The following is a 14,479-nucleotide window of genomic DNA, read 5'->3' as shown; positions in this document are numbered from 1 at the left end:
GCGGCCTCTGGCGAGCGGCAGCCAGCGGACGAGATGACCAGTCAGCCGTACACGCAACCGCACCCGTACTTCGGCCAGTGGGGCGAGGACCGCTGGCTCGTTGACCACCTTCCCGTTCCGGCGCAGGGAGTCTTCGTCGACGTCGGGGCAGGTGACGGAGTACGCGGCAGCAACAGCCTCTACTTCGAGAGACTGGGATGGACAGGGCTGTGCGTCGACCCTGATCCACGAAACCGGGCACCCCTCGCCAAGCGCAGCTGCGTGGTCCGCCACTGCGCCGTCTCGGACACCGCCGGCGAGCAGACTTTCAGCCAGTACGACGCCAAGCCCTCCTGGTCCGGCCTCGGTGACCGGGGCCACGGCTACACCGTGATTACTGTGCACTGCCTCCGGCTCGAAGACCTGCTCCGCGATCTCGGGATCGAGCGGATAGACCTGCTGAGCATCGATGTCGAGGGCGCGGAACTGGATGTCTGGTCGTCCTTCGACCCGGCTGAGCACCGCCCGGGAATCGTCATCATCGAATACGACGCCAAAGACCCGGACCGCAGCGAAGAGCGCATCGTGCGCGCTCTCGGGGCCGATCGCTTCGAAGTAATACACCGAACACCGGCCAATCTGATCCTGCGCGGGCTGGACGCCGAGAGCCAGCGACGGTGGCGTCATGCGGGATGAGGATCTCCTCGACGCGGTCGCCACCGCGATACGGCCGAAGGTGGCCGGCGAGAAGGCAGTGGTGTTTTGCTCCCACGGCGCCGACGCGGTCCACTGGCGCCACTTGCTCGCCGCTGCCAAGACGGCAGACGTCCTGGTCTTGGCTTTCGACGACGACCTCGCCGCATTCCCGAGCACTCCAGGTATCCGAACCGCCGCTCAACTGCTGGCGGACCGGCACGCTCTGCTCGCCACCCTCGCGACAGCCTCGCCTCTGAGCGCGCTCGTGGATCGCTTCGATCCCCACAGGCGGGCAACCCTTCTCATCACCGACCCACTGAACCCGACGGTCACAGGCAGTCGGCCACGCCTCGGTGCCAAACACCCGAGCTGGAGCTTCTTCGAACACAAGAGCGTCGTGGACGTGCTGTGGGACTCGATCGGCCTACCCCGCGCAGAGTCGGCGGTATACGACGCACCAGGAACGCTGTGCCGCCCGGAACCCGCGTCCAACTCGGGCCTCGTCTATGCAGGGCAGCCGTACGGGGCGGAGCCGTCAGCGGGCGGCGAGGACATCCGCTGGTCGAGCGCGAGCGTGCCCAGCCCTATCGTCGATCCGGCAGGTCGGCAGCGGGTGCGGATCATGCCGATGCTGGCCGGTACTCCGTGCCGCCTGCACGGGGTGGTCCTGACCGACTCGACCGTCGCCTTCACCCCGCTGGAGCTTCTCGTGCCGCGCCGGCCTGCCGACGGGACCTTCCTCTGCACGGGTACGGCACCGATGCCCGAGTCCCAACAGCCTCGGCTGATCGAGTTGACCCGGTGGATGGGCGAGGCTCTGCGCGGTCGTCTCGGCTACTGCGGAGGGTTCTCTGTTGACGGAATCCTCACCCGGAGCGGCTTCCGTCCCACTGACCTCAACACCAGGGTGACCTCGGCCTTCGAGGCAGCTCCGCCACCTCTCCGGGTCGCCGTCCACGCGAGCGCACTCCTCGCCCGGGCGGGCCTGCGCGGAGCCGACGCGGCAGAGCTGGCGGAAAAGGCGCATCGTGCCCTGAACAATGCTGCTCACCTCACCTTGCTCACCGTGGTCAAGCGGCCTATCCCGGCCGCGAGGCGAGACATTCGCTGGAGCGGCCTCGGCCTTGTGGCGTGCCCGCCCGATGAGGCGCACGGTTCGATCGAAGTCACCGGCGGAGCGCGCGGGACGGTACTGCGCGTCCGCCTGGGTAGAGATCACCTGCCGGCAGACGTGTCGCCGCAGGAGGTCGCCGTACTGGCATTCCGCGCGGCCGACGAACTCCTCGGCACCGGACTCGGTGACCTGCAGCCCCCTCCTGTCACGGGTGGCGCCGCTCCCACCCAACGAAGCGGCGCCACATAGGCCCCTATGAGAGTCGATCGATAGCACTCCCGATCCTCGTGACCGTGCGGCTTCGGCCGAGCATCTCCAACGACTCGAACAGGGGCAGCCCGACGGTACGGCCGGTAACGGCGACCCGGACCGGCGCCTGGGCCTTACCGAGCTTCAGCCCGCGAGTTGCTCCCAACTCCTCGACGGTGCGTTTCAGCGACTCGGCGTTCCATTCCACCGCCTTGAAGGCATTCGCCACCTCGGTGAGCAGCGTGAGGGCGTCCCCGGTCATGGCCTTCGCCCAAGCGGCCTCGTCGGTCGGCGGAACCGGCAGGAACAGGAAGTCCACCATCGGGACGATCTCGCTGAGCACCGCGACTCGGGTCTGCGCCAGCGGCGCGACAGCGGCGAACGCCACGTCGTCGTAGTCCTCCGCCAGCCACGGGGCGTCCTCACCGCGCAGCCACGGCTGGCACGCCGAGATGAATTCCTCCGTACTCAACGCCCGGAGATAGTCGCCGTTGAAGGCTCGGAGCTTCTTGACGTCGAAGTACGCCGGAGACGGATTGACGTCGGCCATCCGAAACTCCGCCACGATGTCGTTCCAGGGGACGATCTCTCGGTCGCCGGAGGGTGCCCAGCCGAGCAGCATCAGGTAGTTGCGCATGGCCTCGGGCAGGTAGCCCTCGGCACGGAAGTCCTCCAGGGCGACCCGATCCCGGCGCTTGGACAACTTCTGTCGCTTCTCGTTGACCAGGATCGGCGCGTGGGCCCACACCGGCGGTTCATGCCCGAGTGCTTCCCACAGCAGCTGCTGCTTCGGCGTGTTCGGCAGGTGCTCCTCGGCCCGGATGACATGCGTGATGCCCATGACCATGTCGTCGACGACGTTCGCCAGGAGGAACACCGGCGAGCCGTCGCCGCGAGCGATGACGAAGTCCTCGATTGTCGCGTTGTCGAAGGTGGGTTCGCCGCGGACCAGATCCCGCACGACCGTCTGGCCCTCATCCGGCGTCCGGAACCGCACCGCGCTGCCCGGGGCCGCAGCGAGCCCGCGATCGCGGCAGTAGCCGTCGTACCCCTTGTGCTCGCTTCCGGTACGCTCCACTACCCGCGTACGGACGCAGTCGCAGTAGTAGGCCTGGCCTGCGGTGAGCAACTTGGCGATGGCGTCGCGGTGGTGCTGGACATAGGCGGACTGGAACAGCGGGCCCTCGTACTCATCAGGGCCGGCGCCGAGCCACGCCATCGCGTCGATGATGCCCTGCACCCACTCCGGCTTGCTGCGTTCGGCATCCGTGTCCTCGATCCGCAGCACCATCGTGCCACCAGACTGCTTCGCCAGCACCCAGTTGTAGAGCAGCGAGCGGGCATTGCCTACGTGGAACATGCCGGTTGGCGACGGAGCGAAGCGAACCCGCACAGGGGAGTTTGGCGATGCCATGCACGCAGCGTACCGATATACGGCAGTCGCTTGATCGCATATCCCGGGTCGAGTTCTGCGTCTGAGGGCGGCCACGGCTGAAGCCGGCCAGCTGCTTCTCGATCAGAGAATGCGCCAGCGGCGCAGCTCGGCGCCGTCCTCGTTCCGGAGGTCGTCAAGCCGGCGATGCACCTCCGCTGCCGCCGGAGTGCCGGGCCGGGACTTGCGCGCGTTGGTGGCGATCATTTGGAGTTCGCGGAGTCGGCAGACCTGTTCGAACCCCGGCCAGGTAGTGGCGTCCCAGCCGTAGCTGGCCGTGAAGTCCGCGAACGCCGACTGCCCGCCGCCGAACCGCCGACAGTGAACCGCGATGGTGGCGATGTCCCACTCTCGCGGCCCGACCGCGATACCGTCCCAGTCAGCCAGTACCGGGGTGCCGTCGAATCGGCGTAGAGCGTTACGAGTCTGGGGATCGGATTGGATCAGACTGGCTCCCAGCGGGAAGGCCATCGACGACCAAGCCAAGCTCAGATCCTCGAGTCGGTTGAGCAACAGGTCGCGATCCCGATCGTCGATGATCTGAGCGTTTTCCACGGACCTGCGGACGCTCTCGACCGGCCGGAGCCTCGGCAGCTCCACCGGCGGCATCGGGAAGCCGTGCAGCTCTCGCAGCAGTTGCCCGAGCTCTGCAGCCGTGATCGGGTTGTCGTCCGCCGGGTCCAACCGCTGCCACACCGTGACGGCGTGCCCATCCACCACGAGCGGTTGAGCCGCCACCTGGGACGACAGATTGACGGTCGGGAAGCCCTTGGCCGACAGCCATTCGACCACCGCCACGACCGTCCGGGAGCGGTCAAGTCCGAACTCCAACGGCGCGATCTTGACTACTACCTCGCCCACGGCATACACGGCGTTGGTGTGATGCCGGAGTAACTGTGCCTCGGCAGCAGAGCGCTCCAGCCTCCGACACACTTCCGCGAGCACCGGACGCGTTCGTGCCTCGACGAACATGTCGCCCCTAGGGTTCGAGCACAGCAGTTCCGGCTGCAAGGGTACGGCTCTGCTCGCGGCACGCCTGCACGTACTCCGCCAGCTCGATCACCTCCCTGCCTCGCGCCGGTTGCGGAATCGCCGAGACGACCTGAGCCGCCTTGGTCAAGATGATCTCCGTACGCTGCAGCTCGGGCAGGCCGGCGACGGCAGCACAGGCAGCTACTGCCGCTTCCGCGAATCGGAGGTCGCGCACGAGGCAGAGGGCACGGTCAACGGCGATAAGAGCCGGATCGATCGGCACCCTCGGCCTGGGGCCATACAAGCTCAAGGCTTCGTCCTGGATCCGGTACGCCTCCTTCGCGTCACCAAGCCACGTTCTCGCCCCGGACAGGTAGAACAGCAGTCGCTTCGCGGGAAAGCGGAACGCTGCGTCGCTGTCGTCGTCACCCGCTTCGTCGAACATGCGGCACGCCTGCTCGATCGCCGCCCTCGCCTGGTCGACAGCACCGAGACGGGCCAACGCCCGCGCTCGTCCGGCGGCTGCCAATGCCCCGGATGGTGACGCCACGGTCGTGATGGCGAGCGCCTGGTCCGCCATCGCCACTGTCTGTTGTGGGTCGCCGAAGTAGTACGGCAGCATCGCCGCCTGGGCGCGCGCCAGCACCTGAAGTTTCGTGTCCGCGCTGTCGTCCGCCGCATGGATCGCAGTCCGGTACCACAGCCGCGCTTCGCTGGAATTGCCCAACCGCATCAGAGCGTCGGCGCACATGGTCGCCAGTAGGGCAGCCGCGCCAGAAAGACGGGCTTGGACCGACGCGGGTTGCCGCCGCCGCGACAGAACCTGGACTTCGAGACACTCGGCGGCAAGTCTCGACAGCATGACGGTCGGCGGTGCCGAGGGATACACCCGCATGTGCTCGCTTGTCGACTCCTCCACCAGTTCAAGGTGACGAGGCGACACGCTCGAGGACGACAGAGCCTCATCCAGCTCAGAGCGCAGGCGAGCGAGAGCACTCGCCTCCGCGACTGGAGCCTGATTCGCTGCTCGGGGAGAGCGGTGCGTACTCGATGACACCTGCGCCCGTACTGGCGGACCGTCCGCGCCGGTCGGCAGGTCCTGCGCGAGGCCGAGACCCATGACAGCCCGTGGGATGTTCAAGCCAAGGGCGATTCTTTCAAGCACCTCGTAGGCCGTGACCTGTCGCGTCCCCTTGGCGATTTCGGCGGCACGGTTAGCGGAGACATCTACAAGGGCCGCGATCGCTCCGTAAGAGACACCGCGAGCGTGCAGGAACCTGAAGACCGCCGCAATGTCACGCTTCTCCAGGAAGTCTCTGATCGGCCGACCTTCCCATCTGCCCGAAGTCCACCAGGCCGGGTCGATCCGGACGGCCATGATCACCTCCTGCATCTGATTCAGGGCCAAGTCGCATGCCGCCGCGGTGGGGCGCATGTGCGGCTTGTAGGTCGACCAAACTACCGGTTGTCTCGCGAAGGCTCCAGAGCGTTAGACCGACCCCTGACCTGGAACGCATAATCAGTGGCACCCACCCCGCACCAGCAACCCACAGGCGATGCCTGCGCGTTCGCGCCGGCCCGGAGGACCGAGACTTTCGCTGGCCTTGCGGGTATCCCAGTGACCGGTTGACGAGCCCGCCGTCGTCCGGCTCCGCGTGAAAGTTGTTCGAGGAGGGCCCGTGAGGCTGGCCGACAGGATCGCCGAAGTGTCGGTGGATGACGCTGTCCGCGCTTCGGTGAGCTACGACCAGCTGCGTACCGGTGATGACGGCCTGTACTGGCTGGAGACTCGCCCCGACGCAGGCGGGGGTACGACGGTGACACGGTGGCGGTCCGGCGAGGACACGCGTGATGTCAGTCCGAAGGGCCTCGATGTCGCCAGCGGTGCTCACGCGTATGGGGGCGGGTCGTTCGCTGTCGCCGAGGGGACGTTGTGGTGCGTCGGCGGAGATGGCCTCTATCGGAGCCGTCGTCACGGCGATGATCTCGAATTGGTCAGCCATGGATGCTTTGGTGACCTGACGATCGGCGACGGCGAGTTGCTGGCTGTGCGAGAGTCGGGGCAGGGTGACGAACTCGTCGCGGTGTCGCGCACCGGTGCTCCGCAGGTGCGGACTCTCGTCTCGTCGCGGGGGTTTCTCGGCGCACCTCGGCCGGGTCCGGGTTCGTTGGCCTGGACCGCGTGGAGCGAGCGCGACATGCCCTGGGACGCGTGTGAGGTGTGGGTGGCCTCCTACTCACCGCACGGTGGGGTCGAGGACCCAGTGAGGCTCGCCGGTGGTCCGGATGAGTCGGCGGTGGAGCCGCGGTGGGGACCCGACGGGGCGTTGTACTTCGTGTCGGACCGAAGCGGCTGGTGGAACCTCTACCGGTGGAACGGTCTCAAGGCGGAGGCGGTGGCGCCGATCGCGGGTGAGTGCGCTGCGGAGCCATGGGAGCTGGGTTACGTGTCGTATGGCTTCCTCGACGACGGTCGGATCGTCGCAGTGGTACGGGAGGGGCCGCGACACCGCCTTGTCGTCATCGAGCCCGGCGGCACGGTCCGCCCGGTCCACCTTCCGTACACGTCGATCAAGCCGTACCTGGCCGTTCGAGGGACGACCGTGGCGTTGATCGGATCGTCGCCGACCGCAGCCCCGCAGGTCGCGCTGATCGACCTGGCTGACGCCGATCCTCAGGTCGAGGTGCTTGCCAGGCCGGAGCACGCCGCACTCGAAGGGACGCGAATATCGACGCCCACGGAGCTGCGCGTCCGACTGGCCAGTGGTCGGGAGGTGCTTGCCCTGGTCTATCCGCCGACGGGCTCGACTGCGGACTGGCTCGCACCGGTGATTGTCCGGGCGCATCCTGGGCCTACCGCCTCCTGCCTGCTGCGCCTGGACTGGCAGGCGCAGTTCTTCACCAGTCGCGGGTTCGCCGTCGTTGATGTCGACTACCTCGGCAGCACCGGGTACGGCCGGGCCTTTCGGGAATCGCTGTACGGCCGGTGGGGTCTGGACGACGTCGATGACTGCGCGGCGGTGGCGGTGTACCTGCTGTCGACGGGGCGGGCGGTGCCGGGGCAGGTGTTCATCCGTGGTGCCAGCGCCGGCGGATACACCGCGTTGCACGCGGTGGCCCAGGACGGCCCGTTCGCCGCTGCCACCGCCGTGTCGGCGATCGTGGATTCTGACCGGTGGGCGCAGACGGTGCCCCGGTTCCAGCGAGCGCACGCGAGGCGGCTGCGCGGGGGTGCCGGCCCCGTTCGCGCCGCCGCTGTCCAGCAGCCGGTGCTGCTCATTCACGGCACCGCCGACGAGGTGGCCGTGGTCGAGGATGTCCACGAACTCGCCGACGAGTTGACGTCTCTTGGCATGGCACCCGAGGTGTTGCTTCTTCCTGATGTCGGCCACTACGTGGCGTCGTCCCGTCGAGCGGGCGCGGCGCTGGAGGCGGAGCTGGCTCACTACCGCTCGATGATGGCTGATGCGGCCAACGATGATCGGGGCTTACGCAGCCGCCAGCAGTAGTCGGTGACGAACGCGCTGCGTGCAGCGGTGTGAGGCGGTTCGTGAAGCGCCTCGACAATCCAAGCGGGACGATGCTGATCATTGACACCGTCTACGGTGAGTCCATGGCACACCCGCTCGCGCTGACGCCGCGGCCCATCCAGGAGCACGATGACCTGGTGGTGTGCCGGTCGCCGTTCGAGGCCCACGTCCCGTTCGGTGCCAGGGTCGACCACGCGAGCACCCCCGGCAATGCTGGCCGGTTGCTCCGCGTACCGACCAGCACAGCGACACAAGCGCCGCTGCACGCCGGCCGGAGTTCTCGGTCCACCACCGCCGCCCTCCCGCAAGCGTCCGAGACGCCGAGCGCCGAGCTCGGCCGACTTCGGATCGGGTACGCCCAGCTGGGCGCAAGGTTTCTTCCGATCGATCTCGGGGACCGGCGCGACCAGGTCCTCGCTCTGCTCCGGGCCTGCGGGCTGCGGTTCCGTGACGGCTCACGATGGCGACTTCCGGCGATGATCCCGCTCTTCTGACCGACGTGGCGACCATCGCCCCCGTCGGTGCGCGCCCTCCGTCGATCCATCACGCCGTGAAAGGTCCCATCGTCATGACCGCTCAGCGGATGCTCACCGGTGACCGTCCCACCGGAAAACTGCACCTCGGCCACTACGTCGGCAGCATCGCCAACCGGGTGAAGCTGCACCGGCGCTACGAGAGCTTCTTCATCATCGCCGACCTGCACATGCTGACCACCAAGAACACCCGCGACGACATCGCGAAGGCCACCCAGAACGCCCGGGACATGGTCCTCGACTCCCTCGCCGCCGGGATCGACCCCGACACCGCCACCTTCTACCTTCAGTCGGCGATCCAGGAAGTCGGTGACCTGAACACCCTCTTCCAGAACCTGGTCACCGTGCCGCGCCTGGAACGGGTGCCCTCGCTCAAGGACATGGCCCGCGACGCCGGCAAGGAGGAGATGCCGTACGGCCTGCTCGGCTACCCGGTGTTGCAGGCCGCCGACATCCTCTGCGTCAAGGCCCACGTGGTGCCCGTCGGCAAGGACAACGCCGCGCACGTCGAGGTCACCAGGGAGATTGCCCGCCGCTTCAACCACCTCTACGGCGAGGTCTTCCCCGTCCCCGACCTGGTCAGTGCCGAGACTCCCACCCTGGTCGGCACCGACGGCCGGGCCAAGATGAGCAAGAGCCTCGGCAACGCCATCGCTCTCTCCGACGAGCCGGCCGAGGTTCGCCGCAAGGTCATGGGCATGTATACCGACCCGAATCGGGTCCGCGCGGACGTGCCCGGCACGGTCGAGGGCAACCCGGTGTTCCAGTACCACGACGTCTTCAACCCCAACCGGGCCGAGGTCGAGGACCTCGAGAGTCGCTACCGCGAGGGCAAGGTCGGCGACGTCGAGGTCAAGGAGAAACTGGCCACCGCGCTGAACGCGTTTCTCGACCCTATGCGGGAGCGGCGCGCCCGCTACGAGGCCGACAAGGGTTTGGTCGACGAGCTGATCGTGGCGGGCACGGAACGTACCCGTCGGGAGGTCCAGCAGACGGTGTTCGAGGCCCGCAAGGCGATGGGCCTCACCGGCGTCTACACCCAGCTCCGCCGTAAGGCCGAGCGGTCCCGTAAACCCGCGGCCACCACGGCGTAGACAAAGGCCGACGACGACCACGTCGGGCTGGCCACCGACGCGATCGCACAACGGGGTAAGTGATCAAGCAACATCGTCGCCGATTGGAGACCGCTGCACGTGTCGAACATCGAGAAGGTTGACGCCGAGTTGCGTGCCCTGACAGCCGGCGTCGACCGAGCTCGCGGCCTCACCGCCGCAGCCGGTACCCAGGCGCAGGAGGTCGGGGTTCGTGCCGCGGGCGCCGGCTTCGCCGCGGTGGCTGCCGGCATGGTTCGGGTCCATAGCGCGATCGGTGAGATCCAGGCTGGTCTGGGCCGCCTCTCCGCGTCGATCGGGGAGGCGGCGCGGGCTGCGGCGGCGGTGCCCCGCCAAGGCACGCCGCAGGAGACGATCTCCGGGCTCGCGCCGGTGCAGAGCGCGGTGGACGGCGCCCGCGACGCGGCGACCGCAGTGATCAGTCAGGTCGGCGCGGCGCAACAACTCGTCAGGGCCGTCCTACTCGGCGGGCAGCCGGGACCCCTGTTGCAGGCCTTGGACGGCGTCAAGCAGGTCATGACGCTCATCGTTCAACGTACTGGCACCGCCCGGCAGTTTGTCGAGGCGGCGACCGCCGAAGCCCGATGGCTGGGGTCAGCGGGAAACTGATGGGGGCTGGCGGTCTCGCCCCGGCCAGCCCTTCCCCCGACGCCACCGGCGGCCCGACCGCAACCGCCATGGGCGACCCCGACCTGCCCGGATCGGGCCCCACCCCGTGGAGCAGAGCGCCCACGGGCGTTCCCGGCGGCTCGCCGACCGGACCACGGACCAGGATCCCACCCCGGGAGGACGACGCGGTACGGCGTTCGCTGGAGTTGGAGAACGAGTGCGCCGACACGCTTGCCCACGACGGCTACCGCGTGCACCAGAACCCGACGCGGCGGGAGATCGCCGACGCGCGCCGGAGCACCGGTGACGTGGGTAAGCCGGACAAGGAACCGGACTACCTCATCGAGGGACACGTCTTCGACTGCTACGCGCCCACCCTCGGCAAGGCGGTACGTGGGGTGTGGACGGAGGTGTCGCAGAAGGTGGCGAGGCAGCAGACCCAGCGGGTGGTGCTGAACCTGCAGGACTGGCGCGGTGACATCACCGCCCTGCAGGAGCAGTTCGACGACTGGCCGGTCCCGCAGCTCAAGGAACTGGCAGAGGTGACCCGGAGCGGTGCGATCATTCAGATCGTCCGACGAGACTGAGAAGGCAGGCAGCGCGTGGGCATCGAGTACCGACTGACCCTGGCCGGCGACATCCCGCTGGAGGACCTCGCTCCCCTCGTCGCCCCGCACGGCGTCGAGGAGTCGACACAGCCCGGCTACCCCCGGCTACTCAGCGCCGATCTCGGAGAGGAACTCGGCTACACGGTCACCATCTCCGCGGGCAGCAACGGCTACTTCGACGCCGAAGACGACGACGGCACCCAATGGGAATGGGAACCCGACAGGTACGCCAACGTCGTCTTCGACCTGCGAAAGAACGACCCACCGGAGGACGTGGTCCCCACCATGGTGTCGGCCGTCGGCCGTGTTCTCGCCAGCCGGCAGGAGGATGCCGCACTCGTGCTCAACGGCAACTGGCTCCTGCTGACGCGAGTCGCGGGAGAACTACGCGAACACCGGCCCTCGTGGTGGGACGCGTACGGCGTTGGGGAGATGATTGTGCAGTAAGCCGGTCCACGGCGGACACCACCTGTCGGCTGTTCCTGCCGGACCTGGCAGTAGGCAGCGACGGGGGCACTGGGCCCTGATGATTTCGGGTGTACGCGGAACGGTGTTGTGCCGCCTCCGGACCGGCGGCTTAGGCTGTGGCCAGCTCGCCCGGGTACCCGACGGCGTCGGTCGACGTCTTGGTCGGCACGCTGCGACGCCGGCTGACCCGCGACCCTGCCCTGAGTCTTCCTTTCTGCTACCGGCGGATCGAGCCGCCGGTCGTCCTCAGTCCGCCCACATCCTCGACCGGGTCCGCGCGGCGGATCCGCGCGAGAGCGACGTACCGAACGGATCTCGAAAAACTACTGACCGACCGCTGGCGCCGGCGCTCCGATGGTGGCCGGCGTACCGGTGGATCCGGTAGTGCGGCGCTCGGGGCGTGCAGACTTCCAGTCCGACGCGGCGCTGGCACGACAGGGGCGCCGGCAAGGGGTACCGGGCTTACCAGAACCGCACGAGGCAGGAGGTCGCGGACGCGCGACGCGAGACCGGGGATTCTGGGAGGCCGGAGAAGGCACCCGGCTTCCTCATCGAGGGGCATGTCTTCGACTGCTACGCGCCCACTCCTCCCGTGCCGTCCCGCGCCGTCTGGAGCGCGGTGTCCAGGAGGGTCGAAACGGAGCAGGCCCAACGCGTGATGTTGAACCTCCACGACTGGCGGGGAGACCTCGCCGTCCTGCACAAGCAGTTCGACGACTGGCCCATCACAGGGCTGAAGGAACTGGTGGCGGTAAAGCGCGACGGTGCGATCATTCAGATCATCCGGCGAGACTGATGAAGGGGTGCAGATGGCTGTCGAGTACCGGCTGACGCTGGCGGGCAGCATCCCACTCGAGCAGGTGGCGGAGCTGGCTGCTCCCGAAGCGGTCGAGGCGTCCACGGCGTCCGGCGGCCGGAGGCTCAGTGCCGACCTGAACGACGAGCACGGGTACGTCGTAGACATCACCGGCGGCCGGCACGGCTACTACTGCGCCGAGGACGACGAGGGTTCCCTGTGGCAGTGGGAGCCGGAGACCTACGTCGACGTGAGCTTCTACATGCGCAAGGACACCCTGGTCGACAAGGGCAAGCCCCACATGCTTGCCACCGTGGCCAGGATCCTCGCCGGCAGGGCCGAGGACGCGGCACTGACCCTCAACGGCGACGTGCTGATGCTGACGCGCGTCGCGGGAACCATCCAGAAGCACAACACCGACGGCTGGTACGACGAAGACTACGACAGAATCTTCACCCCTGATGGGCGTGCGCCCCTCGGCTGAACCCACCACAGCCACTCGCCCCCGACCAACCCGACCGGAAGTGCCTCAGTATGCGCAGCCACGACCTTACGCCCGGACGGATGATCGGCGTCACTTTCGACCATGCCGAGGACTTTTTCACCGCCCTCACCGACGCCTGCCGCACCAACGGCATCCGGCACGGCTACATCCCCGTCTTCATCGCCGGGTTCAGCACGGTCGAGATCGTCGGCACCTGCCAGCGTCTGGACGACCTAGAAGCCCCGGTCTGGGACCGGGTGCACCTGACCAACGTCGAAGCGCTCGGCGGCGGCACCATCGCCTACGACGACACCCACGACCGGATCGCGCCGCACATCCACGCCAGCGTCGGACTCAAGGAGCACAGCGCGACCGGCCACACCAGTCACCTGCTCGCCGCGACAGTCCAGTTCCTCACCGAAATGCTGATCATCGAGGTCGCTGCGCCCGTCATGCGTCGTATCCCCGAGGCGAGCCTCTACGACGTGCCGCTGTTGCGGATCGGCGACAACTGACAAGCCAATGGCATCCACGCCCGCCACGCCGACCGAATCGTTGCCCAACGGCACGGGCGTCTTGGTAGCTGCCGGCCGCGACGCCTCTACTACCAGCGGCGGTTCGCCGCCCGGGATCCCGGCTGCCACTCCCGGCCACGAAGCCGCCGACCAACGCGACACCGATGCCGCAGGCATACCGACCCATCGGCCCGGAGGACCGCCGCCATGAACGACGTGACCCCTACCGGCAGCCCCGACTCTGATCTGCATCCGGCGGAACTCCGGGGCAGGCAAGAGCGACGAGCGCGTGATACTTGGGGCGCGCTCCCTGACGAACCTTCCACTCACCTCTTCCCGTGCCCGGATCCGGCGCCATGACCTCGGTCCGGTCCGCGGCCAGATGGGCTTCCGACCCCGGCAACCTCAAGTTCGCCGTATACGTGGAGCAGCTGACCGGCGAATACAAGGGACCACCGGCCACGGCATCCGCACCATCTACAGCCAGGCGCTGAGCCAGATGACTCGCCGTAGCGATCAGATCGCGAGATGACAGCACCCCGGCGCGGGCCACGTGTCGCCCATACTTCTGTTCATGAACGAATACTCATGGCCAGTGGACGGCGAGCGACTTGCCGAACGGGCATCTGCTGAGTGGACGGCCACGGTCACCGCATTGCCCGCGGGTAGTGCCGTGACCGGCCACGTCATCGGCCGCCAACCTTTCGGCGTATTCGTAGTGATTGCTGACGTGCCGGACGCAGTGGGCTTGGCGGAGATTACGGCGATGCCGCACGGCGTCGCGCTTCCCCTCGTGGGCACCGTGGTGCGCGGAACGGTCATCGGCCACACTCCGCACAACCACCAGATTAGACTACGTCTCGTCGACCTTCAGGGCTGAAGCGCCGGCACCACGGTGCGCAGGTTCGCCCGCTACGCGGTATGAGCAGCTGCGCCTGTCGACTAACTCAACCCGTCCGGTCGTTCGTCCGCAGCCTCAGTGTCATCCTCCGCTTCCTCGGGATCGTTCTTCCCGCTTGCCGGGCCGGTGTAGCCATTCGCGAGCAGATGGCTATCGAGGATCTCGTAGAGGAAGTGACCCTCGCTGACCCAAAGCCGGCGGGTGCTGCCATCGGCTCGCGCCACAACGAAGTGAATTCTGTCAGTCTGGTTCTTGTGTCGCCAGGCTCGCAGCACCACGCGATCCGAGATGACTGGCACGGTAGGCCCTCCCTTGTAGACGACACAGAGTGCCACGATCAGGTCCAAGGTTGGTAACCGACCGTGTAGTCGGCGAGTCACAGCCGCACGGATGCCTCCCGTCGCCCTCTCTCGCAGCTCGATGGGCGGTGTCGGCAGGGCGCCGCACTTCCTCGGGCAGGACGTAGCGAGGCGCCGTGTGA

General features: G+C 67.7%; 16 protein-coding genes. 12 read left to right on the top strand and 4 right to left on the bottom strand.

The genetic code is table 11. The annotated features are described in order from the left end of the window. Positions 1-33: 33 nt before the first annotated feature. Together CLT74_RS18920 and CLT74_RS18915 are read left to right on the top strand one after the other, a co-directional pair. A complete protein-coding gene (locus CLT74_RS18920) occupies positions 34-675 on the top strand; it encodes an FkbM family methyltransferase (RefSeq protein WP_099847716.1) in 642 nt (213 codons plus the stop codon). Continuing rightward, positions 665-2,038 (top strand): hypothetical protein, encoded by a 1,374-nt coding sequence (locus CLT74_RS18915; protein ID WP_099847715.1) that lies wholly within the window; start codon positions 665-667, stop codon positions 2,036-2,038. The genes CLT74_RS18920 and CLT74_RS18915 overlap by 11 nt, the downstream gene beginning before the upstream one ends. Positions 2,039-2,042: 4 nt before the next feature. On the opposite strand, the gene gltX is transcribed toward CLT74_RS18915, so the two are convergent. From gltX to CLT74_RS18900, 3 genes are all read right to left on the bottom strand, one after another. Next, positions 2,043-3,452 (bottom strand): glutamate--tRNA ligase, encoded by a 1,410-nt coding sequence (gene gltX, locus CLT74_RS18910; RefSeq protein WP_099847714.1) that lies wholly within the window; start codon positions 3,450-3,452, stop codon positions 2,043-2,045. A gap of 102 nt (positions 3,453-3,554) precedes the next feature. Then, positions 3,555-4,442: a phosphotransferase gene (locus CLT74_RS18905; protein WP_099847713.1), complete on the bottom strand. Its 888-nt coding sequence runs from the start codon at positions 4,440-4,442 to the stop codon at positions 3,555-3,557. 7 nt (positions 4,443-4,449) lie between these two features. Beyond that, positions 4,450-5,877: an NsdA family TPR-like regulatory protein gene (locus CLT74_RS18900; RefSeq protein ID WP_486582410.1), complete on the bottom strand. Its 1,428-nt coding sequence runs from the start codon at positions 5,875-5,877 to the stop codon at positions 4,450-4,452. Between the two features lie 862 nt (positions 5,878-6,739). Here CLT74_RS18900 and CLT74_RS18890 point away from each other — a divergent pair. The 10 genes from CLT74_RS18890 (at position 6,740) to CLT74_RS31440 (ending at position 13,977) form a co-directional block, all read left to right on the top strand. After that, on the top strand, positions 6,740-7,951 hold the full coding sequence (locus tag CLT74_RS18890) for a S9 family peptidase (protein WP_486582409.1): 1,212 nt from the start codon (positions 6,740-6,742) through the stop codon (positions 7,949-7,951). Positions 7,952-8,055: 104 nt separating this feature from the next. Then, on the top strand, positions 8,056-8,466 hold the full coding sequence (locus CLT74_RS18885; RefSeq protein ID WP_143697184.1) for a hypothetical protein: 411 nt from the start codon (positions 8,056-8,058) through the stop codon (positions 8,464-8,466). 74 nt (positions 8,467-8,540) lie between these two features. Beyond that, positions 8,541-9,599 carry a tryptophan--tRNA ligase gene (gene trpS, locus CLT74_RS18880; protein ID WP_099847711.1) on the top strand — a complete coding sequence of 353 codons (1,059 nt, stop codon included), beginning with the start codon at positions 8,541-8,543 and terminating at the stop codon, positions 9,597-9,599. 99 nt (positions 9,600-9,698) lie between these two features. Continuing rightward, positions 9,699-10,226: a DUF6244 family protein gene (locus CLT74_RS18875; protein WP_099847710.1), complete on the top strand. Its 528-nt coding sequence runs from the start codon at positions 9,699-9,701 to the stop codon at positions 10,224-10,226. A 164-nt stretch (positions 10,227-10,390) separates the two neighbouring features. After that, entirely contained in the window at positions 10,391-10,813 is a 423-nt protein-coding gene (locus tag CLT74_RS18870) for a CdiA C-terminal domain-containing protein (RefSeq protein ID WP_099852360.1), read from the top strand. Positions 10,814-10,828: 15 nt separating this feature from the next. Further along, positions 10,829-11,281 (top strand): SitI3 family protein, encoded by a 453-nt coding sequence (locus CLT74_RS18865; protein WP_099847709.1) that lies wholly within the window; start codon positions 10,829-10,831, stop codon positions 11,279-11,281. 421 nt (positions 11,282-11,702) lie between these two features. Beyond that, positions 11,703-12,098: a CdiA C-terminal domain-containing protein gene (locus CLT74_RS18860; protein WP_099847708.1), complete on the top strand. Its 396-nt coding sequence runs from the start codon at positions 11,703-11,705 to the stop codon at positions 12,096-12,098. A 13-nt stretch (positions 12,099-12,111) separates the two neighbouring features. Further along, positions 12,112-12,582, top strand: a complete 471-nt coding sequence (locus CLT74_RS18855) for a SitI3 family protein (RefSeq protein WP_099847707.1) — start codon at positions 12,112-12,114, stop codon at positions 12,580-12,582. Positions 12,583-12,632: 50 nt separating this feature from the next. Continuing rightward, positions 12,633-13,097 carry a PCC domain-containing protein gene (locus CLT74_RS18850; protein ID WP_099847706.1) on the top strand — a complete coding sequence of 155 codons (465 nt, stop codon included), beginning with the start codon at positions 12,633-12,635 and terminating at the stop codon, positions 13,095-13,097. A gap of 574 nt (positions 13,098-13,671) precedes the next feature. Further along, positions 13,672-13,977, top strand: coding sequence for an RNA-binding protein (locus CLT74_RS31440; protein ID WP_486582408.1), 306 nt, complete (start codon positions 13,672-13,674; stop codon positions 13,975-13,977). Positions 13,978-14,039: 62 nt separating this feature from the next. On the opposite strand, the gene CLT74_RS18840 is transcribed toward CLT74_RS31440, so the two are convergent. Then, the gene (locus CLT74_RS18840) at positions 14,040-14,297 is read right to left on the bottom strand and encodes a hypothetical protein (RefSeq protein WP_143697183.1); all 258 of its coding nucleotides are present in this window, start codon (positions 14,295-14,297) and stop codon (positions 14,040-14,042) included. Between the last annotated feature and the right edge of the window lie 182 nt (positions 14,298-14,479).

The sequence above is a fragment of the Verrucosispora sp. CNZ293 genome (assembly GCF_002754655.1).
The sequence above is the reverse complement of the archived record's forward strand: the minus strand, read 5'-3'. Positions and strand labels throughout refer to the sequence as shown.